Source organism: Arthrobacter sp. SW1, assembly GCF_001766675.1.
In the GTDB taxonomy this organism is placed as follows: Bacteria; Actinomycetota; Actinomycetes; order Actinomycetales; family Micrococcaceae; genus Arthrobacter.
This window is the reverse complement of the sequence record NZ_MJLT01000068.1, coordinates 117,965-142,460: the sequence shown is the minus strand read 5'-3', so window position 1 is coordinate 142,460 and position 24,496 is coordinate 117,965. Positions and strand designations below refer to the sequence as shown.

The following is a 24,496-nucleotide window of genomic DNA, read 5'->3' as shown; positions in this document are numbered from 1 at the left end:
GCTCTTCCGGAGCGACACAATGTAACAACTATCGGGCTACCGCTTTTGTTCCCGCCTACTTTACCGGTGGTAGGTCCCGGCCCCGCAAGGCCTCCAGGAGGCGCTCCAGGGCGGCAGACAGCGCTAGGGCCCTGATCCCGGCACGGTCGCCGTCGAAAGCGTAGGCGAAGGCCTCGCTGCCGCCGGCGGTGGCCACCCCTACGAAGACGGTCCCGACGTCCTTGCCGTCGTGTGGCTCCGGACCGGCCACCCCCGTGGTGGAGACACCGATATCGGCCCCGCAGGCGGTCCGGGCGCCCTCGGCCATGGCCCGGGCCACTCCGGCGTCCACCGATCCCGCCTCCGCGAGGAGCGCGGCCGGCACGCCAAGCACGGCTGCCTTCACGGAATTCTGGTACGCGACCACACCTCCCTGCAGCATGCCCGAGGCTCCCGGCGTATCGGCCAGGACCGAGGCGACCATTCCCGCGGTGAGGGATTCCGCCGTCGCGACCGTGACGCCGTCGGCGATGGCCTTCGCGACCGCTTCCGCGGCCAGTTCCCGGGCAGAGGCGCTCACGGGCGCTTCCCGCCGGCGCGCAGTTTGAGCGCCTGGAAGACGTATTCGACGCCGGTCCACACCGTGATGGCCAGGGCCAGGAGCATGACGGCGAAGCCCACCCAGTACAGCCAGGGGGCGATCGAAGCCAGCGGCACGATGAACAGGAAGATGGCCACGGTCTGGATGACGGTCTTGAGCTTGCCGCCGCGGGAGGCCGGCATGACGCCGTAGCGGATCACGAAGAAGCGCAGGGCGGTGATGCCCCATTCCCGCACCAGGATGACGATGGTGATCCACCAGGGCAGCTCCCCCAGCACGGACAACAGCACGAGGGCCGATCCGGTGAGCAGCTTGTCCGCGATCGGGTCCGCGATCTTGCCGAAATCGGTGATGAGGTTCCGCGCGCGGGCGATGTCGCCGTCGAGCTTGTCCGTATAGATCGCCGCCGCGAAGGCGACGACGGCGGCCCAGCGCCAGGCGCCGTGTTCACCGTTGTCGGCGAGCAGGAACCAAATGAAGAACGGGACAAGCGCGATGCGCAGCATCGTCAGGATGTTGGGCAGATTCCAGACCTCGGAGCCGGAACCGGCTTTGCTGCCTTCGGATGTAGTCACGCCTCTAGGCTACCGTCCGGTCAGCGACCAGGCGTCTTCGCTGCCGTCCTCGTCCTCTCCGCCGTCCGCGCCGTCGTAATAGTCGATCGCCTGGGTGCGGTTGTCCAGGTCCGCGGCCACGAGGTCTTCCGCATAGCCGCCGACGGCGATGTTCGCGTTCGCGTTATCGCTCAGTGCCGCGGTGTGCGCGTCGGGCGACGCCGGAGCGTCCTCGCCCTTCATGGCCGCGAGCACCGGGGCGAGGTCGTCCGGCTTGACGAGGACGTCGCGGGCCTTGGAGCCTTCCGACGGTCCGACGACGCCGCGGGACTCGAGCAGGTCCATGAGCCGGCCGGCCTTGGCGAAGCCCACGCGCAGCTTGCGCTGGAGCATGGAGGTGGAGCCGAACTGCGTGGTGACCACGAGTTCGGTGGCCTGCAGCAGGACCTCGAGATCGTCCCCGATGTCGTCGTCGATCTGCTTCTTGGGCGCTTCGGCGGCGACGTCGTCGCGGTAGACGGCCTGCAGCTGGCCCTTGACGTGCTCCACCACCTTGTGGATCTCGGACTCCGTTACCCAGGCGCCCTGGACGCGCATCGCCTTGGAGGCACCCATCGGCAGGAACAGGGCGTCACCCTGGCCGATGAGCTTTTCGGCGCCGGGCTGGTCCAGGACCACGCGGGAGTCCGTGACGGAGGAGGTGGCGAAGGCCATGCGCGAGGGCACGTTGGCCTTGATGAGACCGGTGACGACGTCCACCGACGGGCGCTGCGTGGCCAGGACCAGGTGGATGCCGGCGGCACGGGCCAGCTGGGTGATGCGCACGATCGAGTCTTCGACATCGCGCGGGGCCACCATCATGAGGTCGGCGAGTTCGTCCACGATCACCAGCAGGTACGGGTACGGCTTGATGACGCGTTTGGAATCCGGCGGCGGAACCACCTTGCCTGCCCGGACGGCCTTGTTGAAGTCGTCGATGTGCTTGTAGCCGTAGTTGGCAAGGTCGTCATAGCGGGCGTCCATTTCGCGGACCACCCACTGCAGGGCCTCGGCGGCCTTCTTCGGGTTGGTGATGATGGGCGTGATCAGGTGCGGAACGCCTTCGTAGGCCGTCAGTTCCACGCGCTTGGGGTCCACCATGACCATGCGGACCTCGTCCGGGGTGGCGCGCATGAGGATCGAGGTGATCATCGAGTTCACGAACGAGGACTTACCGGCACCGGTGGCACCGGCCACGAGCATGTGCGGCATCTTGGCCAGGTTGGCCACCACGAAGCCGCCTTCGACGTCCTTGCCCACGCCCATCACCATCGGGTGGTCGGTGCGGCGTGCGTTCTGGCTGCGCAGCACGTCGCCCAGGGACACGGTTTCGCGGTCCGTGTTGGGGATTTCGATGCCGATGGCAGACTTGCCCGGGATGGGGCTGAGGATGCGCACATCGCTCGAGGCGACGGCGTAGGAAATGTTCTTGGACAGCGCCGTGACGCGCTCCACCTTGGTGCCGGGCGACAGCTCGATTTCGTAGCGGGTCACGGTGGGACCGCGGCTGAAGCCCGTAACAGTGGCGTCCACGTTGAACTGCTGGAGCGTATCGGTCAGGGCGGCGACGACGGCGTCGTTCGCCTCCGTGCGTTCCTTCGGCACCGACCCCGGCGTGAGGTAGTCCGAGGACGGGAGTGTGTAAGTGACGTCGCCGGCCAAGGAGAGCTGTTCGGTGCGCTGCGGAATCGGTGTGGGCGGCGGTGGCGGGCTGACCGGCGTCGAAGGAACAGTGACAGCCGGGACGGTGGGGGCGCCGACGACGGGAATCGCCTCGGTGGGGTTCTCCCCCGCGCTGTTGTTCCCGAGGCCCTGTGCGGCCTTGATTTTCTCGACCGCGATCTCAGCCTGGGTAGGGCGGCGGACGCCAGGCGGTACGGCGGGCGCCTTGGGGGCGTCGCCTTCCTCGCCGTCGACCAGGGCGTGTTCAAACGCTTCGTCGCCCACGTAGCCTTCGAGCGCGGGCGCGGCGTCCTCGTCCTTGCCGAAGAGGCGCATGCGCTTTTTCTTCTTCGGCGCCGGGCGGTCGTTCTCGTAGAGGTAGCTGCGGTCGTGGGTATCGCCGGCCGCGCGATCCTCCATGAGGTCAACGCCCATGAGGTGCTCATAGGCGCTGCGGATGCGCTGCGGGATGGCGCCGAACGGCGTGGCGGTCACGATCAGGAGGGACGTGAAAGCCAAAGCGGAGTAAACGACGACCGGCACGGCCGCGTGGATGGCAGCCAGCGGCGCCGCAGCGAGGAGGCCCACCATGCCGCCGGCCCGGCGAAGTCCGTCAAAGCCGTCCGCGACCGCGGGCTGCCCGCCGATGACGTGTGCGAGGCCGCAGCCCGCGAAGGTCATGATGAGGAAGCCGATGCCCACGCGGTTGTTTCCGCGGCCGTCCCACGGCTGGCGGAAGAGCCGGAACGCGCAGACGAAAAGCATGAGCGGCAGGAGCAGGGACATCCAGCCGAAGGTGCCGTTGACCACGCTGTAGACAAGGTCCGGCAGCCAGCCGCTGAGTCCCCACCAGGCGAAGGTGGCGATGAAGACACCCAGCACGAGGTTGAAAAGGGCGGCGCCGTCCCGGCGTTCCTCCGGATCGAGGTCGCTGACGTCGTGGCCGATCCGGCGCACGCCGGCACCGACGAGGTGCCCGATTCCCTGCCACGCGCCTGCGAGGACCCGGACGATCCATGGCTGCTGCGGCTCGGCGCTTGCCTTGCCGCGCGTGCTGCCGCCCCGGGACGCGGCAGCGCCCCGGCCGGTTTTCGTGGTGGCTCCGCCCCGGCCCGATCCGCCGGATTTACTGGTGGAGTTGCCTTTAGGCGCGGAGGAAGTGCGAGTCGCCATACCCGCCACGGTACCGCAAACGGCCCGGAATCCTGCGGATTTCCGGGCCGTTCGGACTGTCGGCGGCTCCTGGGCCTCCGGGCTTCCTTGGCTGCCGCCCTGTGCGGGCTAGGCCTCGAGGACCACCGGGATGATCATCGGACGGCGGCGCAGCTTGCGGTTCACCCAGGTGCCGATCACGCGGCGGACCACCTGCTGGAGCTGGTGGTTCGTGTGGTCCGGGTGGTTGACCACTGCTTCTTCGAGGGCCGCATTGATCTTCGGCACAATCTCGTCGAACACGGCGTCGTCCTCTGCCACGCCACGGGCGTGGATTTCCGGGCCCGAGACGATCTTGCCGGTGGTGCGGTTGACCACGGTAATGACCGAAATGAAGCCTTCGTCGCCCAGGATCCTGCGGTCCTTGAGGTCCGCATCGGTGATTTCGCCGACGCTGGAGCCATCAACGTAGACGAAGCCGACCTCTACCTGGCCGGCCACCCGGGCCTTGTGGTCCTTGAGGTCCACCACGGTGCCGTTGTCCGCAAGGATGACATTGTCCGTGGCGACCCCGGAATCCTCGGCGATGCGGCCGTTGGCAATCAAGTGCCGGGTTTCGCCGTGCACGGGCATGGCGTTGAGCGGCTTGAGGATGTTGTAGCAGTAGAGCAGTTCGCCCGCGGCGGCGTGACCCGAGACGTGCACCTTGGCGTTGCCCTTGTGGATGACGTCCGCGCCGAGCTTGAGCAGGCCGTTGATGATCCGGAACACGGCGTTCTCGTTGCCCGGGATGAGGCTTGAGGCGAGGATGACAGCGTCGCCGGGGCCGACGACGACACGGTGGTCGCCGTTGGCCATGCGGGACAGCGCGGCCATCGGTTCGCCCTGGGAACCGGTGGACATCAGGACCACGCGGTGGTCAGGCAATTCGTCGATGTTCTTGAGGTCCACCAGGATGCCCGGAGGAACGTCAAGGTAGCCAAGCTTGGCGGCGATGGCCATGTTCCGGACCATGGACCGGCCCACGAAGGCCACATTGCGGCCGTGCTTGGCGGCGGCGTCCAGGACCTGCTGGACACGGTGCACATGCGAGGAGAAGGACGCGACGATGATGCGCTTCTTCGCCTGGCCGAACACCCTGTCCAGCGTGGGGCCGATTTCCTTTTCCGCGGTGGTGAAACCGGGGATGTCGGCGTTGGTGGAGTCGGCCATGAACAGGTCCACGCCCTCTTCACCGAGCCGCGCGAAGTGGCGCAGGTCGGTGATGCGGCCGTCCAGCGGCAACTGGTCCATCTTGAAGTCGCCGGTGTGCAGCACGTTGCCGCCCGCCGTGCGGATGAACACCGCGAGGGCGTCCGGGATGGAGTGGTTGACCGCCACGAATTCGCATTCGAACGGGCCGAACTGCTCGATCTGCCCTTCCGTGACCGTCAGGGTGTACGGCTTGATGCGGTGTTCCTGCAGCTTGGCCTCGACCAGCGCCAAGGTGAGCTGCGAGCCCACCAGCGGCAGGTCCGGCTTGAGACGCAGCAGGTACGGGACGGCACCGATGTGGTCCTCATGCCCGTGGGTGAGGACGATGGCCACGACGTCGTCCAGCCGGTCCTCGATGTAACTGAAGTCAGGCAGGATCAGGTCCACGCCCGGCTGGGTCTCCTCGGGGAACAGCACGCCGCAGTCCACGACGAGGAGCTTTCCGTCGATCTCGAATACGGCCATGTTCCGGCCGACTTCACCCAGGCCGCCAAGGGGCACAATCCGGAGCGTACCCTCCTTGAGCTTGGGCGGAGTGGCAAGTCCGGGTAGGGCGGTTTGGGTCATAGTGAGCTACTTTCCGGCGGAATCCTTCTAGACGGTGAAGTCCATTCCGGCTTCCGCCAAGTCCTCGCGGATGATGGTGATCTCGCTGGCGTCCGGCTCCACGAGGGGCAAACGGACATACGAGTTCGGCAGGACTCCCTGCCATTTAAGAATCTGCTTGGCTGCGACGGCACCCTGGACGCGGGTCATGGTGGCGCGGACCACGGGCTCCAGTTCGAAGTTGATCTTGCGGGCCGTGCCGAGGTCGTTGGCGTTGACGGCGTCCACCAGTTCACGGAAGCGGCGGGTGGCGACGTGCGTGGTGACGCCCACCAGGCCGACGGCGCCGAGGGCCATCCATTCGAGGGTCAGCCCGTCGTCGCCGGAGTAGAAGGTGAGGTCCGTCTGGGCCATGACGCGGGTCGCGGCGGCGAAGTCGGCCTTGGCGTCCTTGACGGCCACGATGTTGGGGTGTGCTGCAAGCCGGATCATGGTGTCCGGGGCGATCGGCACGGAGGAGCGGCCGGGGATGTCATAAAGCATGACCGGCACGTCGGTGGCCGAAGCGACGGTTTCGAAGTGGGCCTGGATGCCTGCCTGGCTGGGCTTGTTGTAGTACGGGGTGACGATCAGCAGGCCGTCGACGCCGAGCTTGGCGGCTTCCTGGGAAAGGTGCACCGAGTGCGCGGTGTCATTGGTGCCGGTGCCGGCGATGATGGCGGCACGGTCTCCGACGGCATCCTTGACCGCGCGGAACATGCCGAGGTTTTCCTCGTCGGTGAGGGTGGAAGTTTCGCCGGTGGTTCCGGTGACGACAAGGCCGTCGCAGCCGTCGTCGACGAGCTTGCTCGCAAGTTCCGCCGCCTGCTTGTAGTCGACTTCACCATCCTTAGTGAAGGGGGTGACCATGGCGGTCAGCAGGGTACCGAGGGCGGGAACATTTGCGCGCGAGTCAGACATACGAAAAACGTTACCTTGTCCGCCGCGCGATACGGGAATGGGCGGGATGTGTCCATCGTCAAAATCGCCCGGCCGCCGGACCGTCCAGGATCAATGACCTTCAGGCGCAATAGTGTTCGACGGCGGCCTCCCGCAGTTTGTCCGCCCAGGCGCCAAGGCGCTGGGCGGCCCGGATGTAGTCGAAGAGTTCCGCGGGCGTGAGGGAGTCCAGGTCCGTTTCCGAAAGCCGCCTGGCCAACTCCGGACCCGGCGGCTGCTCAGCCAGCGCAATCCCCTCGCGCTGCCACTGGACGTCCACGGGAGGTTCGCCCGCCACCAACTGCCGGAACAGGAAATCGACCACGCCGGGGCTCATGGCCTTCATGGGACCGGCCGCCTTCGGTTCCACCGATTTCATGGGGCCTGCCGCTTCCAGGGGATCGTTCATGCGGCAATGTTATTCGAACATATATTCGAAGACAAGGTTTGGCGACTCCCTGGAACGTCCTGTGGGACGATCGGCACATGGAAGTGCCTGCGAGTCCCTTGCGGCGCCGCGTTCCGTCCGCCCGCAAGGCAAGCACCCGGCTGGCCGGCATCGACGCGGCACGGGGCGTTGCCCTGCTCGGCATGATGGCGACACACCTGATGCCGATCTTCGGCCCGGACCGCTCCCCCACATGGGTGGGGCTCGTATTTTCCGGGCGCTCGGCGGCGCTGTTCGCGGTCCTGGCGGGCGTTGGCCTGGCACTCAGCAGCGGCCGGCAGCATCCGCCGCAGGGCGGGGAGCTGTGGGCTGCGCGGCGCGGGGTGGCCCTGCGGGCCGTGGTGGTTGCCGTCGTCGGGCTGCTGCTCGGCGGACTGGAGGTGGATATCGCCGTCATCCTGGTGCAGTACGCGCTCCTCTTCCTCTGCACGCTGCCGTTCCTCGGGCTCCGGGCCCCCGCCCTGGCCGCCTGGGCGGGAGGCTGGATGCTGTTTTCGCCGGGCGTCGCCTTCCTGCTGCGGCCGTTCTTCCTCGCTGAGGAGCCACCGCTCCGGCTCGGCCACAATCCAGGCTTCGAGGACCTGGGTATGCCCGGCCCGCTGTTGGCGGACCTCCTGCTTACCGGCTACTACCCCGCCCTGCAATGGTTGAGCTACCTTCTGCTCGGGCTGGCCATCGGACGCCTGGACCTCGCCCGGACGGCGGTCCGCCTCATGCTCCTGGCCGGCGGCGCGGCCATGGCTGTTGCGGCCAGGCTCCTGGGCAATGCGGCCATTTTTGACTGGGGCGGCCTGGCTGCTTTGGAAGCCAGCCTGGACTCTCCCGGTTTCCCGCTGGAAAGCCACCTCCGGGTGAGCCTGGCGGGGATCGAACAGAGCGGCACCCTATGGTGGCTCGCCGCAGCCGCACCCCATTCGGGGACCACGCTGGACCTGGCGCATACCGCAGGGACGGCAGCCGCCGTCGTCGGGCTCTGCCTGCTGCTGGGCGGTGTGGGCCGCTCCGGAAAGGCGGCCTGGCTGCTGCCGCTCAGCGGCGCCGGAGCGATGACGCTGACGCTGTACACGCTGCACGTCTGGGTGGTGTCCGGATTCCACGGCAAGGAACTGCCGGCCGGGCTGACGCCGGAAGGAATGTACCTGATCCAGGCGCTCTGCGCGGTCGGCGTGGGAATGCTCTTCGCGGCGTGCCGATGGCGTGGCCCGTTGGAGTGGATCGCCCACCGGGCCACAGCGCTCGGGCGGCTAAGGAGCGGAAAGATCAGGCGCGGAAGAGCCTGACGGCGTCGCGCATGGAGGCACGGGCACGCTTGCGGTCCCCGGCGGCGTCGTACGCGCAGGCGAGGCGGAACCAGGAACGCCAGTCCTCCGGCGCCGCTTCGGTTTCCACGCGGTACTTTTCGAACTCGGCGTCCGCAGCGGCGCGCACGATCCTGCCGCCCGGAGTACGGGGCAGTGTGTCCTCCGGCAGGCCGCCTTCGGCCTCCAGGATCTTCGCCATCTGCTCCGTCCGGGCACCGAACATAAGCTCACGGATGAGCGCCCAGGCGCCGACCACCGGAAGCACCAGGTACGCCGCGCCGATGGCCTTCGCCGTGAGGTTGGGGTCGCCGAGCAGCAGCAGGGAGCGCTGGAAGGACACCACCAGGTACAGCACCAGCAGCAGGGTGATGGCACCGACCCAGATCTTGGTGCGGTTCTTCTTCACCGCGGACCACAAAGTATCCACGGCCTAGAGGCCCAGGTCCAGGTAGCCGTCCAGGCCCACCGTGAGGCCCGGATGCGCAGCGACCTGGCGCAGGCCCAGCAGCACGCCGGGCATGAAAGAAGCGCGATCGTAGGAATCGTGGCGGATGGTCAGCTGCTCCCCCGGCCCGCCCAGGAGGACTTCCTGGTGGGCCACCAGGCCGCGCAGGCGGACGCTGTGCACGCGCACGCCGTCCACCGCGCAGCCGCGGGCGCCGTCCAGCGAGGTTTCGGTGGCGTCGGGGCTGGCCGGCACGCCCGCTTCTTCGCGCGCGGCGGCAATCAGCTGGGCGGTGCGCACGGCCGTGCCGGAGGGCGCGTCCACCTTGTTCGGGTGGTGCAGTTCGATGATTTCGACCGATTCGAAGTACTTGGACGCCTTGGCGGCGAAGGCCGAGGCAAGGACCGAACCGAGGGCGAAGTTCGGAGCGATCAGCACGCCGGATTCCGGGTGCTCCGCCAGCAGGGCGCGCAGCGCGCCAAGGCGGGCAGCATCCCAGCCGGTGGTGCCGACGACGGCGTGCATGCCGTGTTCGACGGCGAAACGGACGTTCGCTTCGGTGCTGTCCGGGACGGTGAGGTCCACGATGTACTTCGCGCCGGCGTCGATCAGGGCATCCAGGGAATCGTTGCGGCCGAGCGCGGCCACGAGCTTCATGTCCGGCGCGGCTTCGACGGCCTTCACGGCTTCGGTTCCCATGCGCCCGGAGGCGCCCAGCACGGCGACGGCAAGTTGTTCGGTCATGGCGTTAACCCTACCGTCGGGCAGCGCGCTGCCTTGAACCGGTTACTCCCCGGCCCCGACCCATTCCACGGTGCCGTCGCTGAAGAACTGTTCCTTCCAGATGGGGACCTGCTCCTTGATCCGGTCCACCAGTTCGGAGCAGACGGCGAAGGCCTGGCCGCGATGCGCTGCGGACACGGCGCAGACGAGAGCCGGATCGCCGATCTCCAGGGGACCGATGCGGTGCGCGGCCCAGATCCGCACGGGTTGCTCGGCTTCGCCCTGCTTTCCGGCGGCAGAGTGCTCGGCAACGAGGGTGGCGACGACGTCGGCCAGCACCTGGTGCGCCGTGGGGTGCGCGCTGTAGCTGAGCCGGTCGACGGCCTTGCCGCCGTCGTGGTTGCGCACGACGCCGGAGAAACTGACCACGGCGCCTGCCGTGTCCGACTCGACGGCGGCGATGGCCTGGTCCACGGAGATCGGCTCGGCACTGAGCACGGCGTGGACCACTTCGAAGCTGTCAGTGACCATGGCTTCCTTCCAATTGATCGCAGATGTGGGCGATGACGGGGTCCAGGACGGCCAATCCGTCCATGACCCCCTTGGGCGAACCCGGCAGGTTCACGATGAACGTCCGGCCCGCGGTTCCGGCGTGGCCGCGGCTGAGCATGGCCAGCGGCGTCTTGGCGGTACCGGCCCGCCGCATGCCTTCCATGATGCCCGGGATCTCGCGGTCCAGCAGGGGCAGCGTGACCTCCGGGGTCCGGTCGTCCGGGCTGAGTCCGGTGCCGCCGCTGGTGATCACGACGGCGGGTTCCTGGCTCAGGAGTGCGCGGATCGCCGCGCCCACGGGCTCGCCGTCGGGTACCACCATCGCGGGGAAGGTGTCGAAGCCGTGCTCGCGCAGCCAATCTTCGATCACGGGGCCGGTCTCGTCCTGGTAGATGCCCGCCGCGGCGCGGGTGGAGGCGATGACGACGCCGGCCTTCCGCGGTCCGTGCCCGGGCTCGCAGCCGCTCATGCCTGGCCGCCCTGCCCGCCGTTGAGCGTCCAGTCGCCGCTCTTGCCGCCACTCTTCGCAAGCACTTGGATGCCGCTGATGACGGCGTGCTTGTCCACGGCCTTGATCATGTCGTACACGCTGAGCGCGGCCACAGACGCTGCGGTCAAAGCTTCCATTTCGACGCCGGTGACGCCGCGGGTCTTGACGGTCGCCTGGATCTCCACGGAGTCCTTGCCGAGTTCGAAGTCGACGGTGACCTTGGAAATCGGCAGCGGGTGGCACAGCGGGATGAGCTCGGGGGTCTTCTTCGCGGCCATGATCCCGGCGACGCGGGCCACGGCGAGGGCATCGCCCTTGGGCAGTTCGCCGGCACCCAGCAGCGTCAGGACCTCGGGGGTGCTGCGGACCGTCGCCGTAGCGGTGGCTTCGCGGGTGGTGACGGCCTTGCCGGAGACGTCCACCATCTGGGCCGTTCCGTCGGAGCGCAGATGGGTCAGGCCGCCGGCGGTATCCGGGGTGTTCGGGAATTCACTCACAGCATCCATACTTCCACTTCGGCACCGGCCTCGAGTTCCGTGACGTCCGCCGGGACGTGGACCAGGGCGTTGGCGCTGGCGAGCGCGTGGACGAGGTGGGAGCCGGGGCCGCCTTCCAGGCGCACACGGCCGTCCGGGAGCAGGCTCGCCCGCCGCACCTGGTGCTTGCCCGCGGGCGAGCTGAGGCTTTCGGTGAGCCTGGCGCGCGGTGCGGGCCGGGGCGCGGGGGTCCCGAGGACGGCGGACAATGCGGGGCGGAGGAACATTTCGAAAGACACCAGGCAGCTCACGGGGTTGCCCGGGAAGCCGAGGAAGGGCACGCCGTCGAAGGTCCCGATCCCCTGCGGCCCGCCCGGCTGCATGGCCACGGACAGGAACTGCACCGGCTCCTCCGCCATGGCCTGCCGCACCACCTCGTAGGCGCCTTTGCTGACGCCCCCCGTGGTCACGATCAGCTCCGTGCCAGCGCTGCGCCCGCGCAGGAGGCCGCGGAGCACAGCCGGGTCATCGGAGGAAATGGCGCTGCGGGTGACGAGCAGCCCGGCCTGGAGCATGGCCGCTTCCAGGAGCGTGCCATTGGCGTCGTGGATCTTGCCCGGCGGCAGCTCGGTGCCGGGTTCCACCACCTCGTCGCCTGTGGTCACCAGGAGCACCTGCAGCGGGCGGCGGACGTCCACCTCGGTGATCCCGAGCGCGGCCAACAGGCCCAGCTGCCCGGGGCCGAGAGTGGTTCCGGCGGCGAACGCCAGGGCACCGGCGGCGATGTCGCTGCCGGCGGGACGCACATAGCTGCCGGCCGGCGTCGCGGGCAGCTCCACGACGGCGTCCGCGCCGGGTTCCGGGAAGCGGTCCGGTACCGCCCGTTCAATGGGCACGACGGCGTCCGCGCCCCTTGGCATCATGGCGCCTGTCATGATCGGGGCAGCGGTCCCGGGGAGCAGTTCGGGCGGAGCGATCCCCGCCGGGATCGGGGCGGCGACGCGCAGTCGCGCGCCGCCGTCGGGAAGGTCCGCGGAACGCACGGCATAGCCATCCATCTGGGAGTTCGCGAACGGCGGCAGGTGCCCGGGGGCCACGACGTCGACGGCGAGTGCCCGGCCGAGCGCGGCCATGAGCGGAAGCCTTTCGCTGCCCTTCGCGGCGGGCAGGCCGGCGAGCATACTGCGGACGGCCTCGGCGTGTTCGGCGACGGATCTGCGTTCAGCAGACCCGGACACGGCGGACTCGGGCACGGCATACCTCCGGGGTTGTTCTGGATGGTGCAGCCAGCCTACGGGATCGCGGCTGCATGGCCGCGCCGTCAGCCGGCTGTGACTGTCACCGTGTGATAGCCGGTGGCACCGTCCGGAGCCACCGGGGTGCGCTCGGCGATCTGCGGAGTGCCGGCCGCATCCGTGGCGCGGACCTGCACCTCGTGCTCCCCCGGCGTGAGGTCGAGGCCGAGCCGCCACTGGACCCAGGTGTCCGTCGAAATGCCCGGGGCGAGGACCGCTTCCTGCCACGGCCCCTGGTCCACGCGCAATTCCACCTTGGTGATGCCCCGGTGCTGGGCCCAGGCCACCCCGCCAAACTGTACTGTTCCTGCCGCAACGCGCGCACCGCCGCGCGGAACGTCGATGCGGGACTGGGTCTTGATCGGGCCTAGGGCGCTCCAGCCCCGGGGAGTCCAATAGCCGGCGTCGTCGGCGAAGCGGGTGACCTTCAGTTCGGTGAGCCACTTGGTGGCGGAGACGTAGCCGTACAGTCCCGGGACGATCATCCGCACGGGGAAGCCGTGTTCCAGCGGCAGCGCTTCGCCGTTCATTCCGACGGCGAGCAGCGCGTCCCGGTCATCCGTGAGGGCTTCCAGCGGAGTGCCTGCCGTCCAGCCGTCGCTGCTGACCGAGAGCACCATGTCCGCGCCCTCCTTGGGCCGGGCCATCGCCAGGAGCTCCCGGACGGGCCAGCCGAGCCACAGGGCGTTGCCGATGAGGTCGCCGCCCACCTCATTGGAGACGCAGGCGATGGTGATGTGCCGGGCCGTCATGGGCTTGGCGAGCAGTTCATCGAAGCTGAGCTGGATTTCCCGTTCCACCAGGCCGGTGACTTTGAGAGTCCAGTCCTGCGGGCTGATGGTCGGCACGATCAGCGCGGTATCGATCCGGTAGAAGTCCGGGTTCGGGGTGACCAGCGGTGAGACCCCGGGAAGGTCGACGGCGGCGCCCGGCGGGATGGCCTGGGCCGGCGTCGCCGGGCTCGGCAGGGCGAAGGCCTTGCGGGCGGAATCGGCGAGGCTCCCTGCACGGCGGATGACCGCCGTCGCGGTTCCGGCGAGCGCCGCGCCTGCGGCGGTGATGCCGACGGCGGTGAGGAAGCTGCGGCGGGCAAGCGGCACCGCTTCCGTGGCCGCCCCGCTCACGGGACGCCATGCCGCCAGACGCCGGATGAGGAACCGCAGCAGCACGATGGCCAGCAAAGTTGCCGCCACGGGCGCCAGGACGGCCAGTTGACCGGCCTGCGCCCGCGTCAGCACCGCCGTCAATCCCGCCGCTCCGGCCAGCGCGGCGAGGGCCACCCCTGTACCGGTCCTGCGGTCTTCGAGGATGCCGGCGACGGCGGCGAGCGCCAGCGTCACCAGGCCGATGCAGGCGATCAGCACCACCTTGTCCGCCGTGCCGAACCAGGCCACGGCGAGGTCCTTGACCACGGGCGGCACGGCATCGATCACCGCGCCGCCCAAGGCGGTGACAGGGGAAACACCGGGGCTCACAACAGCGGCGAGCAGCTCGCCCAGCGCCACGCCGGCGCCCACCGCGGCAACGCCCGTCACGGCCGCCCAACGGGTCCGGGCCGCCGTCGTCATCTTCTTCGTGGACCGGCTCATGGCGTCTCCCTCCCCGGCGTTTCCTTGGCCGTGCCGGCGGCGGGCAGGCGCAACTCGAAGCGGCAGCCATCGTCGCTGTTCGCCACTGAAACGCTGCCGCCGTGGGCTTTGACGATCCCGGCGACCATGCTCAGTCCGACGCCGGCGCCGCTGAAGAGCGAACCACCGCCGTCGTCGTCCCTCCGACGGGCGGCGTCTTTCTGCCAGCCGGTTTCGAAAAGGTGCGGGAGATCCTCCTCGGCGATCCCGCCGCAGCTGTCCTGCACGCTGACCAGGACACCGGCGCCATCCGGACCCGCGCCGTCTTGGCCGGTACCGTCCTGGCCGGTACCAATCCGCACGGTGCTGTCCGGGCGGCTGTAGATGACTGCGTTGTGCAGCATGTTGCGGACGGCCCGGCCCAGGCTGGGCCCGTCGGCGACGGCCAGGCAGTGGCCCACCGCACCGCCGTCGAGCGTAATTCCGCGCCGCGCGGCCAGCGGGGCAAGGTCCGCAATCGCGTCGCTGAGGAGGTCATACAGGTCCAGCGCCTCGGCCTGCATCCGGAGGGTACCGGCCTGGATCTTGGACAGTTCCAGCAGGTCGTTGACCATGGCGGCCATCTGTTCACTGTGGCTGATGATCTTGCGGTGGTAGGCGGAGGGATCCGGGGCCATGCCGTCTTCGAGGGCCTCGGCCATGGCGCGCATGCCGGCCAACGGGGTGCGGAGGTCGTGGGAGATCCAGGAGACCAGTTCCCGGCGGGCGTGCTCGACGGCGGCCTCCCGCCTGCGGGATTCCTCCAGGCGGACGCTGCTCTGCTCGAGTTCGCGGGCCAGCCGGGCCAGCTCCGAGGTCATGGCCGGCAGCGGCCGGCTGCCCGTTTCGCCTGCGGGGTGTGCGTCTCCGGCGCCAAGTTGCCTGGCTGCCGCGGCGAGCCGCGCGGCGTTGCGGGAAACCCCGGCGCCGAGCACCAGGGCGATCCCGAGTGCGACGGCGGAGGCCACCGCGAGGATGTACCACATGACTTCCAGGTCCCGGGCGGAGATGAACATGGCGTTGAACGCGCTCACCATGCCCGCCACGAGGACGGCAACGGTGGCGAGGACCACCAGGCAGATCTGTACCAGCATGGAGGCACGCCTCAGGTAACGCAGGAGCACCAGGGTCGCCGCGCCGATGACGACGGCCCACAGCAGCACCCAGGCCAGGATGGTCAGCAGCTCAGCGCCCTCCACGGCCGCCCTCCACTTCTGCGCTTGGAGCGTCTCCGGAGGCATCGCCGCCTGGCGTGCCCTCGGCGGGCAGATCCAGCCGGTAGCCCACGCCCCACACGGTTTTCAGCAGCTGGGGCGCGTTGGGATCCTCCTCGATCTTTTCGCGCAGGCGACGGACGTGGACGGTCACGGTGGAGAGGTCGCCGAAATCCCAGCCCCAGACAGCTTTGATGAGCTCTTCGCGGCTGAAGGCCTGGCGCGGGCGGCGCAGCAGGAAGGCCAGGAGGTCGAACTCGCGCAGCGTGAGGGAAAGCGGTTCACCATGGTGGGTGACGGTCCGGGCTCCGGGATCCAGGACAAATCCGGCGATCTCCACCGCGGGTTCGGGCGTGAATTCCTTGATGCTGCGGCGCAGCACCGACTTCACGCGAAGCACCAGCTCGCGGGGCGAAAACGGCTTGGTGATGTAGTCGTCCGCGCCCGTTTCCAGGCCGAGGATGCGGTCGTCCTCGGTGCCGAGCGCGGTGACCATGATGACCGGGACGTCCATCGCCGAGCGCAGCCTGCGGCAGACCTCCACGCCGTCGAGTCCCGGGAGCATGCGGTCCAGCAGTACGAGGTCCGGCAGCCAAACGGACGCTGCGTCCAGGGCGCTGAAGCCGTCGCCCGCGATCCGCACCTGGAAGCCGGCCTGGACCAGGTAGTCGCGGACCACGCCGGCCAGCGTGGATTCGTCCTCGACGACGAGGACGCGCCGGTTGCCCGGCTCATGGTTGGGTTCCGGGGCGCCCGGATGGGAGGCCTTGTTCACCCTCCCAGCATAGGTTTGCGCCACCCGCCCGTAACGGTCCAGGACACCCGCAGCGCGATCCGTTGGGATTCCGTAAGAACCGGGATTCCGCGCAGGCTGAAATGCGACGACGCCCGGTAGGGAGCTTCGGCCCGGTGTGGCGTAGCCTGAAAACATGAGTGTTGGACTGGGAATGCCGCTGGTGCGCGCGGACGGGGACGCCGGCAATGGCGCCGTACCCCCGCCGCGCCCGCAAGGCCTCCCCGCCGGCCTGTTCGACGTCCACGGACGGCGCGCCACCGACATGCGCCTGTCCCTGACGGACAAATGCAACCTCCGCTGCACGTACTGCATGCCGGCGGAAGGCTTGGAATGGTTGTCGAAGCAGGCCGTGATGACGGCGGAGGAAATTGTCCGGATCGTGCGCGTGGGTGTGCACCGGCTCGGAGTCCGCGAACTCCGCTTGACCGGTGGCGAACCGCTGGTCCGGGCGGACCTCGTGGACATCATCGCCGCTTTGCGCACCGAGCACCCTGAGCTGCCGATCTCCATGACCACCAACGGCGTGGGCCTGGACAAGAAGGCCGCCGCGCTCAAGGCGGCGGGCCTCAGCCGGATCAACGTGTCGCTGGATTCCCTGCACGAGGAAACGTTCGCCCAGCTCACCCGCAGGCCCTTCCTGGACAAGGTGCTTGCCGGCGTCGACGCCGCCTGGGAGGCAGGGCTGGGGCCCGTCAAGCTCAACGCCGTGCTGATGCGCGGCATCAACGACGCCGAGGCGCCCGGCCTCCTGGACTGGGCCTTGGGCAAGGGTTACGAGCTGCGTTTCATCGAGCAGATGCCGCTCGACGCGGACCATGGCTGGACCCGGCGGAACATGATCACCGCCGCCGAAATCCGGGAACTGCTCTCCCGCGACTTCGTGCTGGGCCCGGATCCCCGCGAACGCGACGGCGCACCCGCCGAACGCTTTGAAGTACGACGCCGGGACGCAGTTTCCGGCGCTGGAACCGGTCCCGTGCTGGGCACCGTGGGGATCATCGCCTCGGTGACCGAGCCGTTCTGCGCCGACTGCCGCCGTACCCGGATCACCGCCGAGGGCAAGATCATGAGCTGCCTGTTTTCGCGGGAGGAGTTCGACCTGCTCGGCCTGCTCCGCCAGGGCGCCACGGACGATGAACTGGCCGCCCGCTGGCAGGACGCCATGTGGATCAAGCCCAAGGCCCACGGCATGGACCACACCGGACTCGGCGCCGCGGACTTCGTCCAGCCCGACCGCAGCATGAGCGCAATCGGAGGCTAAGCACCTTGCTCGTACGTTACTTCGCTGCCGCACGCTCCGCGGCAGGAGTCGAAGAGGAACACCACCAGCTCCCGGAAGGCAGCAGCCTGGACGGACTGCTCACGGCGCTGCTCGCCGTCGAACGTCCGGCTCCCCCGGCCGGGACTCCTCCCTTGGAACGGATCCTCGCCCGCAGCAGCTTCCTGCGCAATGAGGTGGCCGTGCGTGACCGTTCCGTCGTGCTGGAAGCGGACGACGTCGTCGACGTCCTGCCGCCGTTCGCCGGCGGATAACTTCCACGGCAGCCCGGTCACACCTTCCGGAAGCGGGCATGCAGCACGCGCGCGAACTCCGGGGCCGTCCCCATCCGCACGCTCGCGCTGTGCAGCAGCTCGCCGCCGTCGAGCCTGAAACTGTGCCGTAAGGTGCCGCGCGGGCTGTGCCGCTCCAGGGTGAGCGTGCCACCGTTCCAATGGCCGCGGGCGGGCGCTTCGGGAGGTTTGCCGGCGCTGTCCACGTAGTACCAGAGGGTGTCGCCGTGGTCCGGGTCCACCGTGAAGACCCCGTGGCCTTCCACCCGCGAACCGTCGGTTTCCCGGTGCACGTAGCTCTGCACCACGGCGTGTCCGCCCGCAGCCTTGGTGAAGACGAGTTCGGCGTCCACCGTGCGTGCCGGACCCGACGGCGACACAAGGAGTTGCGCGCTCCCCCGCCAATGGCCGAGGAACGCCGCCAGGGATTCGGCTGCGGACAGGTGCGGCTCGCGCATGGTGCCTCCGGCCCCAGTTTCCGCCCGCCGCACGGACATGTCCACCGTTCCCTGGACGGACATGTCCACCCGGAAACGCGAAGAGTGGACATATACGGAATATGTCCACTCTTCAGTTCCGTCACCGGACATGTCCGGTGGAGCGCAGGGGCTCAGAGGCCGAAGGTTTCGCTTTCCTCGAACGGTCCCACCACGGTGATGGTCCGCGGTGAGGCGGCCAGTTCGCGGGCCAGCTCCTGGACCTGCGCCGTGGTGACGGCCTTGATCCGGCCCAGGGTTTCGTCGATGTCCTGGAATTCGCCGGACACCAGTTCGGCCCGGCCCAGGCGCGACATCCGGGATCCGGTATCTTCCAGGGCAAGCACGATGCCGCCGCTCAGCTGGCCCACGGCCTTGACCAGTTCCTCGTCGGTGATGCCGTCAGCTGCGAGCTTCTCGAGCTCGGCACCCAGCAGTTCCAGGACCTGCTTGACCTTCGACGGCGTGCAGCCGGCGTACATGCCGAAGTAGCCGGCGTCGGCGTACGCGGAGGCAAAGGAATAGGTGGAGTACACCAGGCCCCGCTTTTCGCGGATTTCCTGGAACAGGCGGGAAGACATGCCGCCGCCCAGCACCGCGTTCAGCACGCTCATCACGAAACGGCGGTCATCCGTGGCCACCAGCGAGGGACAGCCCATGATGATGTTGGCCTGCTCCACGGGACGCTTGACTACGTGCAGGCCTGCGGTTCCGGCGATCACGGCGCGTTCGGTGGAGCGGCGTTCCACCGGCGAGGCGCCTTCGCTCAGCTCCCATCCGGCAGCCCGCAATGCCTCTGTGACCAGGCCGCAGATGACGTCGTGGTCCAGGCCCCCGGCTGCGGTGATGACCAGCTCATCGGGGCGGTAATAGCGCTGGTAATGCGCCCAGACCGAGTCCCGCGAAACGCCCTTGATGGCGGCGGGGGTACCCCCAATGGGCCGGCCCAGCGGATGCTCGCCCAGCACGGCGGCCACGAATTTCTCATGGGCCACGTCGGTGGGGTCGTCGCTGTCCATGGCGATTTCCTCGAGGATGACGTCGCGTTCCTGCTCCAGCTCCGCCGGATCGAGCACGGCGCCGGTGATCATGTCCGCGATGACGTCGATGGCCATGGGGAGGTCCGAATCGAGCACGCGGGCGAAGTAGCAGGTACTTTCCTTCGCGGTGGCCGCATTGGATTCGCCGCCTACTTCATCAAAAGCGGAGGCGATCTCCAGGGCGGTGCGCCGCTTGGTGCCCTTGAACAGCAGGTGCTCGAGGAAGTGGGTGGAGCCGTGCTGGCCCTCGGCCTCGTCCCGGGAGCCGACGCCCACCCAGAAACCGATGGTGGCGGAACGCTGCCCGGGCATGGCTTCGGTCAGGACGCGCACCCCGCCGGGAAGCACCGAGCGCCTGACGACGGACCCGCCTTCAGTGCCGTGAATCAGTTCGCCACCGGGCAAGGTCTGCTCAAGCGGGAGAGGTACGACAGTCATCAAAGCCTTTCGGTGAAAAAACGGCGCGGGGCCGGTGGAGAACCACCGGCCCCGCGACCTGTGCTCAGGAAGAGACTACTCTGCGGATTCCGCGGGAGCAGCTTCTTCAGCAGCTTCTTCCTCGGCCACGACCGGGGAGAGGGAGAGCTTGCCGCGGTCGTCGATCTTGGTGATTTCCACCTGGACCTTCTGGCCGACCGACACGACGTCCTCCACGTTGTCCACTCGCTTGCCGTTGGCCAGCTTGCGCAGCTCGGAGATGTGCAGCAGGCCGTCCTTGCCCGGGGTCAGGGAGACGAAGGCGCCGAAGGTGGTGGTCTTGACGACCGTACCCAGGTAGCGCTCACCGATTTCCGGGACCTGCGGGTTGGCGATGGCGTTGATCGCGGACCGTGCGGCTTCGGCGGACGGGCCGTTGGTGGCGCCGATGTACACGGTGCCGTCGTCCTCGATGGAGATGTCCGCGCCGGTGTCCTCCTGGATCTGGTTGATCATCTTGCCCTTGGGGCCGATGACCTCGCCGATCTTGTCCACGGGGATCTTGACGGCGATGACGCGCGGAGCGAACTCGGACAGCTCGTCCGGGGTGTCGATCGCGGCGTTCAGGACGTCCAGGATGTGCAGGCGGGCTTCGCGGGCCTGCTTCAGGGCGGCGGCCAGGACGGAGGCCGGGATGCCGTCGAGCTTGGTGTCCAGCTGGATGGCCGTGACGAACTCGGAGGTACCGGCGACCTTGAAGTCCATGTCACCGAAGGCATCTTCGGCGCCGAGGATGTCGGTCAGCGCGGCGTAGCGGGTCTGGCCGTCCACCTCGTCGGAGACGAGGCCCATGGCGATGCCGGCAACCGGAGCCTTCAGCGGCACACCGGCGTTGAGCAGCGACAGCGTGGAGGCGCAGACGGAACCCATCGACGTCGAACCGTTGGAGCCGAGGGCTTCGGACACCTGGCGGATGGCGTACGGGAATTCCTCGCGGCTGGGCAGCACGGGAACCAGGGCGCGCTCGGCGAGGGCGCCATGGCCGATTTCGCGGCGCTTCGGAGAACCGACGCGGCCGGTCTCGCCGGTGGAGTACGGCGGGAAGTTGTAGTTGTGCATGTAGCGCTTGGTCTTCTCCGGCGAAAGGGAGTCGATCTGCTGCTCCATCTTGAGCATGTTCAGCGTGGTGACGCCCATGATCTGGGTTTCACCGCGCTCGAAGATGGCGGAACCGTGAACGCGCGGGAGCACCTCGACCTCGGCGGTGAGCTGGCGGATGTCCGTCAGGCCACGGCCGTCGATGCGGACCTGGTCCTTGAGGATGCGCTGGCGCACAACCTGCTTGGTGACCGAGCGGAACGCTGCGGAGAGTTCCTTCTCGCGGCCTTCGAACTCTGCGGCGAGGTTGGAAAGGACCTCATCCTTGAGCTCGTCGGACGCGGTTTCGCGTTCCTGCTTGTCGGCGATCTGGAAGACAGCGGCAAGCTTGTCGGCTGCGGCGGCCTTGACGGCGGCGTAAGCGTCCTCTTCGTAGTCGAGGAAGATCGGGAACTCAACCGTGGGCTTGGCGGCGCGGGCAGCCAGGTCGGCCTGGGCTTCGCACAGGGCCTTGATGAACGGCTTGGCGGCCTCGAGGCCCTCGGCCACGACCTCTTCGGTGGGAGCGGTGGCGCCCTGTTCCTTGATGAGGTTCCAGGAGTTGTCCGTGGCTTCGGCCTCGACCATCATGATCGCGACGTCGTCACCGGCGATGCGGCCGGCAACCACCATGTCGAACACGGCGTTCTCAAGCTGCGAGTGCTTCGGGAAGGCAACCCACTGGCTGCCCTGCTCGTCGGCGATGAGGGCGACGCGGACGCCGCCGATCGGGCCGGAGAACGGCAGGCCGGAGAGCTGGGTGGAGATCGAGGAGGCGTTGATGGCCACGACGTCGTAGAGCTCGTCCGGGTTGATCGCCAGGACGGTGACGACGATCTGGACCTCGTTGCGCAGGCCCTTGACGAAGGCCGGACGCAGCGGGCGGTCCATGAGGCGGCAGGCCAGGATCGCTTCGGTGGACGGGCGGCCTTCGCGGCGGAAGAACGAGCCCGGGATGCGGCCGGCGGCGTACATGCGCTCTTCGACGTCCACGGTCAGCGGGAAGAAGTCGAAGCCTTCACGCGGGGACTTGCCGGCGGTGGTGGCGGACAGCAGGGCGGTGTCGTCGTCGATGTAGACCATCGCCGCGCCGGCGGCCTGCTTGGCAAGGCGGCCGGTTTCGAAGCGGATGACGCGCTTGCCGAAGCGGCCGTTGTCGATGATCGCTTCGGAGAACTGGATTTCGGGACCCTCCATTGAGAGTCACCTCCGTTTCTTGGTAGCGGAAGCCCGCCGCATCAACCCAGGCCGGAACCTGTTCCGAGCCTGTACGACACCCGGTCATCGATCGAGACCCTCGGGCTCCGCCGTCGTACTGACGGACGTTCCCGGGGATCACTACCGAGGACCGCGAATGCGCGATGCGGTTGATTTCCTTGGATGTAGTTATTCGTGAAGAGGGCGGCCCGTTCCGTGAGGATCGGGCCGCCCGAAGTCAAACTAGCGGCGCAGGCCGAGGCGCTCGATGAGCGAACGGTAGCGTGCGATGTCAACGTTCTTCAGGTAGGTCAGCATGCGCTTGCGACGACCGACCAGTGCGAGCAGGCCGCGCTGGGTGTGGAAGTCGTGCTTGTGCTCCTTCATGTGCTCAGTCAGATCCTTGATCCGCTGAGTCAGGACAGCAATCTGGACCTCGGGCGAACCGGTGTCGCCTTCGGAGGTTGCGTATTCCTTGATGATGGACTGCTTTACAGCGGCGTCGAGTGCCACATGAACTCCTAGAGTTGTGCCGTGCGTCCCGAATCAGCACTTCGCTGCCGGGTTGCTGGTGGCGGTAGCCGCGCACGCAGCAGGTCCAGCCGCCACGGACTGCAGCCGAACCATCGACAAGTTTACCGGCAGCGCGCCGGAGTTGTCGAAACGCCGGGGCCGCCGGGACCGGGAAAACGCCGGCGTCAGCGTCCGATTTCGGTGCGGACGGCGAACAGTTCGGGGAAGAACGTCAGTTCGAGGGCCTTCTGCAGGAAGGACACCCCGCTGGAGCCGCCCGTTCCGGTCTTCATGCCGATGGTCCGCTGGACGGTGCGCAGGTGCCGGAAGCGCCACAGCTGGAAGTTGTCCTCGAGGTCCACCAGTTCCTCGCAGGCCTCATAGGCACCCCAGTTGTCCTGGGCGTTCTCGTAGATGTGCTTGAACAGCGGGAGCAGTTCCTCGCTGAATTCGTGGGCCTGCGTGACATCGCGTTCCAGGACGGACGCCGGCACCTCGAAGCCCTGCCGGTGCAGGTAGGCCAGGAATTCGTCGTAGATGCTGGGTGCGTGGAGCAGTTCTTCCAGCATGGCCTTCGACTCGGGCTCGGCGTCGAACACCGGAATCATCTTGGCGTTCTTGTTGCCCAGCGCGAACTCCACCGCACGGTACTGCGCGGACTGGAAGCCCGAGGAGTTGCCCAGGAAGCCGCGGAACTCGGAGTATTCCGTGGGCGTCAGGGTGGCCAGCACTGACCATTGCTCGGTGAGCGTCTTCTGGATGTGCTTGACCCGTGCGATGGCCTTCAACGCTGCGCCGAGATCATCGGAACGGAGCCAGGCCGCGGCGCTGCGGAGTTCGTGGAGGACCAGTTTCAGCCAGAGTTCCGTGGTCTGGTGCTGGATGATGAACAGCAGTTCGTCGTGGTGCTCCGGCTGGCTGACCGGCTGCTGTGCGCTCAGCAGCACGGGAAGCTGCAGGTAGGAGCCGTAGCTCATCCGGGTGCTGAAGTCCCGGACGATTCCGTCCTCGAGCGGGCGGGTGTTCTTCTCGATGCTCACTTGGCTCCTTCGCCGCACAGGATGTCCCGCGCCTGGACGACGTCCAGCCGCATCTGGTCCACGAGCGCTTCCGGCCCGCGGTACGCCACCATGCCGCGCAGCCTCGCGATGAATTCGACGACGACGGTCTGCCCGTAGAGGTTGAACGCCTCCACCGCTTCGTCGGGGCGGTCGATGACATGCGCCTCGACCTGGCGGCTCACCCCGTCGAAGGTGGGGTTGGAGCCGACCGAGATCGCTGCGGGCCAGCGCGTGCCGGCGGCGTCGATCAGCCAGCCGGCGTAGATTCCGTCCGCGGGTACGTAGCCTGTGGCGTCGTGGGAGAGGTTTGCCGTGGGGAAGCCGAGGGCCCGGCCGCGCGCGGCCCCGTGCACCACTTCGCCGCGCATGCGGTGCGGGCGGCCGAGCACGGCGGTGGCGGTAGCCACATCGCCTTCGGCGAGGGCTTCGCGCACCCAGGTGGAGGAGCAGCGGCGACCGTCGCCGCCGTCGTACTCGTTGACGACCGTGACGCCGAAGCCGAGCGCCTGGCCGAGTTCCTGCATGGTGACCACATCACCGGAGTTGCCCGCGCCGAAGCGCAGGTCATGCCCCACCACCACGTGGGCAGCGCGCAGTCCGTCCACCAGGACGCCGCGGGCGAACTCCTCGGGAGTCATGCCGGCGAGGTCCAGGTTGTACTTCATCACCAAAACGGCGTCGACGCCGGTGTCCGCCAGTGCGTCCAGCTTGTCCTGCAGGCCCATCAGCAGTTCCGGCGCGGATTCGGGCCGGTGCACCTGCGCGGGGTGCGGATCAAAGGTGACGACGACGGAGCGGTTGCCAAGCTGCGCGGCGGTGCCAAGGAGCCGGGCCAGGACCTCCTGGTGGCCGCGGTGGACTCCGTCAAAGTTTCCGATGGTAACGACGCTGGGGCCGAAGTCCGCGGGGACCTCGCTGGGATCGTTCCAGATGTGGACCATCAACCTCGCCTTTTGCTGCTGTTTCAAACCTGACCGGCAACCTGGTCCGGC

General features: G+C 68.2%; 24 protein-coding genes. 3 read left to right on the top strand and 21 right to left on the bottom strand.

Features of this window, described 5'->3' with window-relative positions; genetic code table 11:
- Nucleotides 1–55: 55 nt before the first annotated feature.
- From BIU82_RS18500 to BIU82_RS18475, 6 genes are all read right to left on the bottom strand, one after another.
- Complete coding sequence (locus BIU82_RS18500; RefSeq protein WP_070350923.1) at nucleotides 56–559, bottom strand: nicotinamide-nucleotide amidohydrolase family protein; 504 nt, start codon at nucleotides 557–559, stop codon at nucleotides 56–58.
- A complete protein-coding gene (gene pgsA, locus BIU82_RS18495; RefSeq protein WP_070350922.1) occupies nucleotides 556–1,155 on the bottom strand; it encodes a CDP-diacylglycerol--glycerol-3-phosphate 3-phosphatidyltransferase in 600 nt (199 codons plus the stop codon). Before pgsA ends, BIU82_RS18500 begins: the two co-directional genes overlap by 4 nt.
- A 9-nt stretch (nucleotides 1,156–1,164) precedes the next feature.
- Entirely contained in the window at nucleotides 1,165–4,008 is a 2,844-nt protein-coding gene (locus BIU82_RS18490) for a DNA translocase FtsK (RefSeq protein ID WP_070350921.1), read from the bottom strand.
- Nucleotides 4,009–4,116: 108 nt separating this feature from the next.
- The gene (locus BIU82_RS18485; RefSeq protein WP_070350920.1) at nucleotides 4,117–5,808 is read right to left on the bottom strand and encodes a ribonuclease J; all 1,692 of its coding nucleotides are present in this window, start codon (nucleotides 5,806–5,808) and stop codon (nucleotides 4,117–4,119) included.
- Between the two features lie 27 nt (nucleotides 5,809–5,835).
- Nucleotides 5,836–6,747: a 4-hydroxy-tetrahydrodipicolinate synthase gene (gene dapA / locus BIU82_RS18480; protein WP_070350919.1), complete on the bottom strand. Its 912-nt coding sequence runs from the start codon at nucleotides 6,745–6,747 to the stop codon at nucleotides 5,836–5,838.
- A 100-nt stretch (nucleotides 6,748–6,847) separates the two neighbouring features.
- A complete protein-coding gene (locus BIU82_RS18475; protein WP_070350918.1) occupies nucleotides 6,848–7,174 on the bottom strand; it encodes a hypothetical protein in 327 nt (108 codons plus the stop codon).
- 77 nt (nucleotides 7,175–7,251) lie between these two features.
- On the opposite strand from BIU82_RS18475, the gene BIU82_RS18470 reads away from it, so the two are divergent.
- Entirely contained in the window at nucleotides 7,252–8,493 is a 1,242-nt protein-coding gene (locus tag BIU82_RS18470; RefSeq protein ID WP_070350917.1) for a heparan-alpha-glucosaminide N-acetyltransferase domain-containing protein, read from the top strand.
- Here the strand turns inward: BIU82_RS18470 and BIU82_RS18465 are convergent.
- The 9 genes from BIU82_RS18465 to BIU82_RS18425 form a co-directional block, all read right to left on the bottom strand.
- Nucleotides 8,474–8,941 carry a hypothetical protein gene (locus BIU82_RS18465; RefSeq protein ID WP_070350916.1) on the bottom strand — a complete coding sequence of 156 codons (468 nt, stop codon included), beginning with the start codon at nucleotides 8,939–8,941 and terminating at the stop codon, nucleotides 8,474–8,476. The genes BIU82_RS18470 and BIU82_RS18465 overlap by 20 nt on opposite strands.
- Before the next feature lie 3 nt (nucleotides 8,942–8,944).
- Nucleotides 8,945–9,703: a 4-hydroxy-tetrahydrodipicolinate reductase gene (dapB, locus tag BIU82_RS18460; protein WP_070350915.1), complete on the bottom strand. Its 759-nt coding sequence runs from the start codon at nucleotides 9,701–9,703 to the stop codon at nucleotides 8,945–8,947.
- A 42-nt stretch (nucleotides 9,704–9,745) separates the two neighbouring features.
- Nucleotides 9,746–10,213 carry a molybdenum cofactor biosynthesis protein MoaE gene (locus BIU82_RS18455; RefSeq protein ID WP_070350914.1) on the bottom strand — a complete coding sequence of 156 codons (468 nt, stop codon included), beginning with the start codon at nucleotides 10,211–10,213 and terminating at the stop codon, nucleotides 9,746–9,748.
- Nucleotides 10,203–10,703 carry a MogA/MoaB family molybdenum cofactor biosynthesis protein gene (locus BIU82_RS18450; RefSeq protein WP_070350913.1) on the bottom strand — a complete coding sequence of 167 codons (501 nt, stop codon included), beginning with the start codon at nucleotides 10,701–10,703 and terminating at the stop codon, nucleotides 10,203–10,205. Before BIU82_RS18450 ends, BIU82_RS18455 begins: the two co-directional genes overlap by 11 nt.
- The gene (gene moaC / locus BIU82_RS18445) at nucleotides 10,700–11,230 is read right to left on the bottom strand and encodes a cyclic pyranopterin monophosphate synthase MoaC (protein ID WP_070350912.1); all 531 of its coding nucleotides are present in this window, start codon (nucleotides 11,228–11,230) and stop codon (nucleotides 10,700–10,702) included. Before moaC ends, BIU82_RS18450 begins: the two co-directional genes overlap by 4 nt.
- Nucleotides 11,218–12,453, bottom strand: coding sequence for a gephyrin-like molybdotransferase Glp (gene glp, locus BIU82_RS18440; protein ID WP_074466468.1), 1,236 nt, complete (start codon nucleotides 12,451–12,453; stop codon nucleotides 11,218–11,220). The genes moaC and glp overlap by 13 nt, the downstream gene beginning before the upstream one ends.
- 68 nt (nucleotides 12,454–12,521) lie before the next feature.
- A complete protein-coding gene (locus BIU82_RS18435) occupies nucleotides 12,522–14,084 on the bottom strand; it encodes a molybdopterin-dependent oxidoreductase (protein WP_070350911.1) in 1,563 nt (520 codons plus the stop codon).
- Nucleotides 14,081–15,301 carry a HAMP domain-containing sensor histidine kinase gene (locus tag BIU82_RS18430; RefSeq protein WP_083292418.1) on the bottom strand — a complete coding sequence of 407 codons (1,221 nt, stop codon included), beginning with the start codon at nucleotides 15,299–15,301 and terminating at the stop codon, nucleotides 14,081–14,083. The genes BIU82_RS18435 and BIU82_RS18430 overlap by 4 nt, the downstream gene beginning before the upstream one ends.
- Complete coding sequence (locus BIU82_RS18425) at nucleotides 15,288–16,091, bottom strand: response regulator transcription factor (RefSeq protein WP_070350909.1); 804 nt, start codon at nucleotides 16,089–16,091, stop codon at nucleotides 15,288–15,290. The genes BIU82_RS18430 and BIU82_RS18425 overlap by 14 nt, the downstream gene beginning before the upstream one ends.
- Before the next feature lie 154 nt (nucleotides 16,092–16,245).
- On the opposite strand from BIU82_RS18425, the gene moaA reads away from it, so the two are divergent.
- Both moaA and BIU82_RS18415 read left to right on the top strand, forming a co-directional pair.
- On the top strand, nucleotides 16,246–17,373 hold the full coding sequence (moaA, locus tag BIU82_RS18420) for a GTP 3',8-cyclase MoaA (RefSeq protein ID WP_139146686.1): 1,128 nt from the start codon (nucleotides 16,246–16,248) through the stop codon (nucleotides 17,371–17,373).
- Nucleotides 17,374–17,378: 5 nt separating this feature from the next.
- The gene (locus BIU82_RS18415; RefSeq protein WP_070350907.1) at nucleotides 17,379–17,645 is read left to right on the top strand and encodes a MoaD/ThiS family protein; all 267 of its coding nucleotides are present in this window, start codon (nucleotides 17,379–17,381) and stop codon (nucleotides 17,643–17,645) included.
- 17 nt (nucleotides 17,646–17,662) lie between these two features.
- On the opposite strand, the gene BIU82_RS18410 is transcribed toward BIU82_RS18415, so the two are convergent.
- The 6 genes from BIU82_RS18410 to BIU82_RS18385 all read right to left on the bottom strand — a co-directional run bounded on the left by BIU82_RS18410 (nucleotide 17,663) and on the right by BIU82_RS18385 (nucleotide 24,445).
- The gene (locus BIU82_RS18410; RefSeq protein ID WP_070350954.1) at nucleotides 17,663–18,121 is read right to left on the bottom strand and encodes a DUF1579 family protein; all 459 of its coding nucleotides are present in this window, start codon (nucleotides 18,119–18,121) and stop codon (nucleotides 17,663–17,665) included.
- A gap of 152 nt (nucleotides 18,122–18,273) precedes the next feature.
- A complete protein-coding gene (locus BIU82_RS18405; protein WP_070350906.1) occupies nucleotides 18,274–19,617 on the bottom strand; it encodes a pitrilysin family protein in 1,344 nt (447 codons plus the stop codon).
- Nucleotides 19,618–19,692: 75 nt separating this feature from the next.
- Nucleotides 19,693–21,930, bottom strand: coding sequence for a polyribonucleotide nucleotidyltransferase (locus BIU82_RS18400; RefSeq protein WP_070350905.1), 2,238 nt, complete (start codon nucleotides 21,928–21,930; stop codon nucleotides 19,693–19,695).
- A gap of 243 nt (nucleotides 21,931–22,173) precedes the next feature.
- Nucleotides 22,174–22,443, bottom strand: coding sequence for a 30S ribosomal protein S15 (gene rpsO / locus BIU82_RS18395; RefSeq protein ID WP_070350904.1), 270 nt, complete (start codon nucleotides 22,441–22,443; stop codon nucleotides 22,174–22,176).
- A 185-nt stretch (nucleotides 22,444–22,628) separates the two neighbouring features.
- Nucleotides 22,629–23,483, bottom strand: a complete 855-nt coding sequence (gene kynA, locus BIU82_RS18390; RefSeq protein WP_070350903.1) for a tryptophan 2,3-dioxygenase — start codon at nucleotides 23,481–23,483, stop codon at nucleotides 22,629–22,631.
- Complete coding sequence (locus BIU82_RS18385; protein WP_070350902.1) at nucleotides 23,480–24,445, bottom strand: bifunctional riboflavin kinase/FAD synthetase; 966 nt, start codon at nucleotides 24,443–24,445, stop codon at nucleotides 23,480–23,482. Before BIU82_RS18385 ends, kynA begins: the two co-directional genes overlap by 4 nt.
- Between the last annotated feature and the right edge of the window lie 51 nt (nucleotides 24,446–24,496).

Bases quoted from the DNA above. Each gene is read 5' to 3' on its own strand.
- BIU82_RS18485 (WP_070350920.1), bottom strand. From the start codon at position 5,808: ATGACCCAAACCGCCCTACCCGGACTTGCCACTCCGCCCAAGCTCAAG.
- BIU82_RS18450 (WP_070350913.1), bottom strand. From the start codon at position 10,703: ATGAGCGGCTGCGAGCCCGGGCACGGACCGCGGAAGGCCGGCGTCGTC.
- BIU82_RS18400 (WP_070350905.1), bottom strand. From the start codon at position 21,930: ATGGAGGGTCCCGAAATCCAGTTCTCCGAAGCGATCATCGACAACGGC.
- BIU82_RS18405 (WP_070350906.1), bottom strand. From the start codon at position 19,617: ATGACTGTCGTACCTCTCCCGCTTGAGCAGACCTTGCCCGGTGGCGAA.
- dapB (WP_070350915.1), bottom strand. From the start codon at position 9,703: ATGACCGAACAACTTGCCGTCGCCGTGCTGGGCGCCTCCGGGCGCATG.
- BIU82_RS18470 (WP_070350917.1), top strand. From the start codon at position 7,252: ATGGAAGTGCCTGCGAGTCCCTTGCGGCGCCGCGTTCCGTCCGCCCGC.
- BIU82_RS18435 (WP_070350911.1), bottom strand. From the start codon at position 14,084: ATGAGCCGGTCCACGAAGAAGATGACGACGGCGGCCCGGACCCGTTGG.
- BIU82_RS18490 (WP_070350921.1), bottom strand. From the start codon at position 4,008: ATGGCGACTCGCACTTCCTCCGCGCCTAAAGGCAACTCCACCAGTAAA.
- moaA (WP_139146686.1), top strand. From the start codon at position 16,246: ATGAGTGTTGGACTGGGAATGCCGCTGGTGCGCGCGGACGGGGACGCC.
- BIU82_RS18385 (WP_070350902.1), bottom strand. From the start codon at position 24,445: ATGGTCCACATCTGGAACGATCCCAGCGAGGTCCCCGCGGACTTCGGC.
- BIU82_RS18455 (WP_070350914.1), bottom strand. From the start codon at position 10,213: ATGGTCACTGACAGCTTCGAAGTGGTCCACGCCGTGCTCAGTGCCGAG.
- moaC (WP_070350912.1), bottom strand. From the start codon at position 11,230: ATGGATGCTGTGAGTGAATTCCCGAACACCCCGGATACCGCCGGCGGC.
- dapA (WP_070350919.1), bottom strand. From the start codon at position 6,747: ATGTCTGACTCGCGCGCAAATGTTCCCGCCCTCGGTACCCTGCTGACC.
- BIU82_RS18410 (WP_070350954.1), bottom strand. From the start codon at position 18,121: ATGCGCGAGCCGCACCTGTCCGCAGCCGAATCCCTGGCGGCGTTCCTC.
- BIU82_RS18475 (WP_070350918.1), bottom strand. From the start codon at position 7,174: ATGAACGATCCCCTGGAAGCGGCAGGCCCCATGAAATCGGTGGAACCG.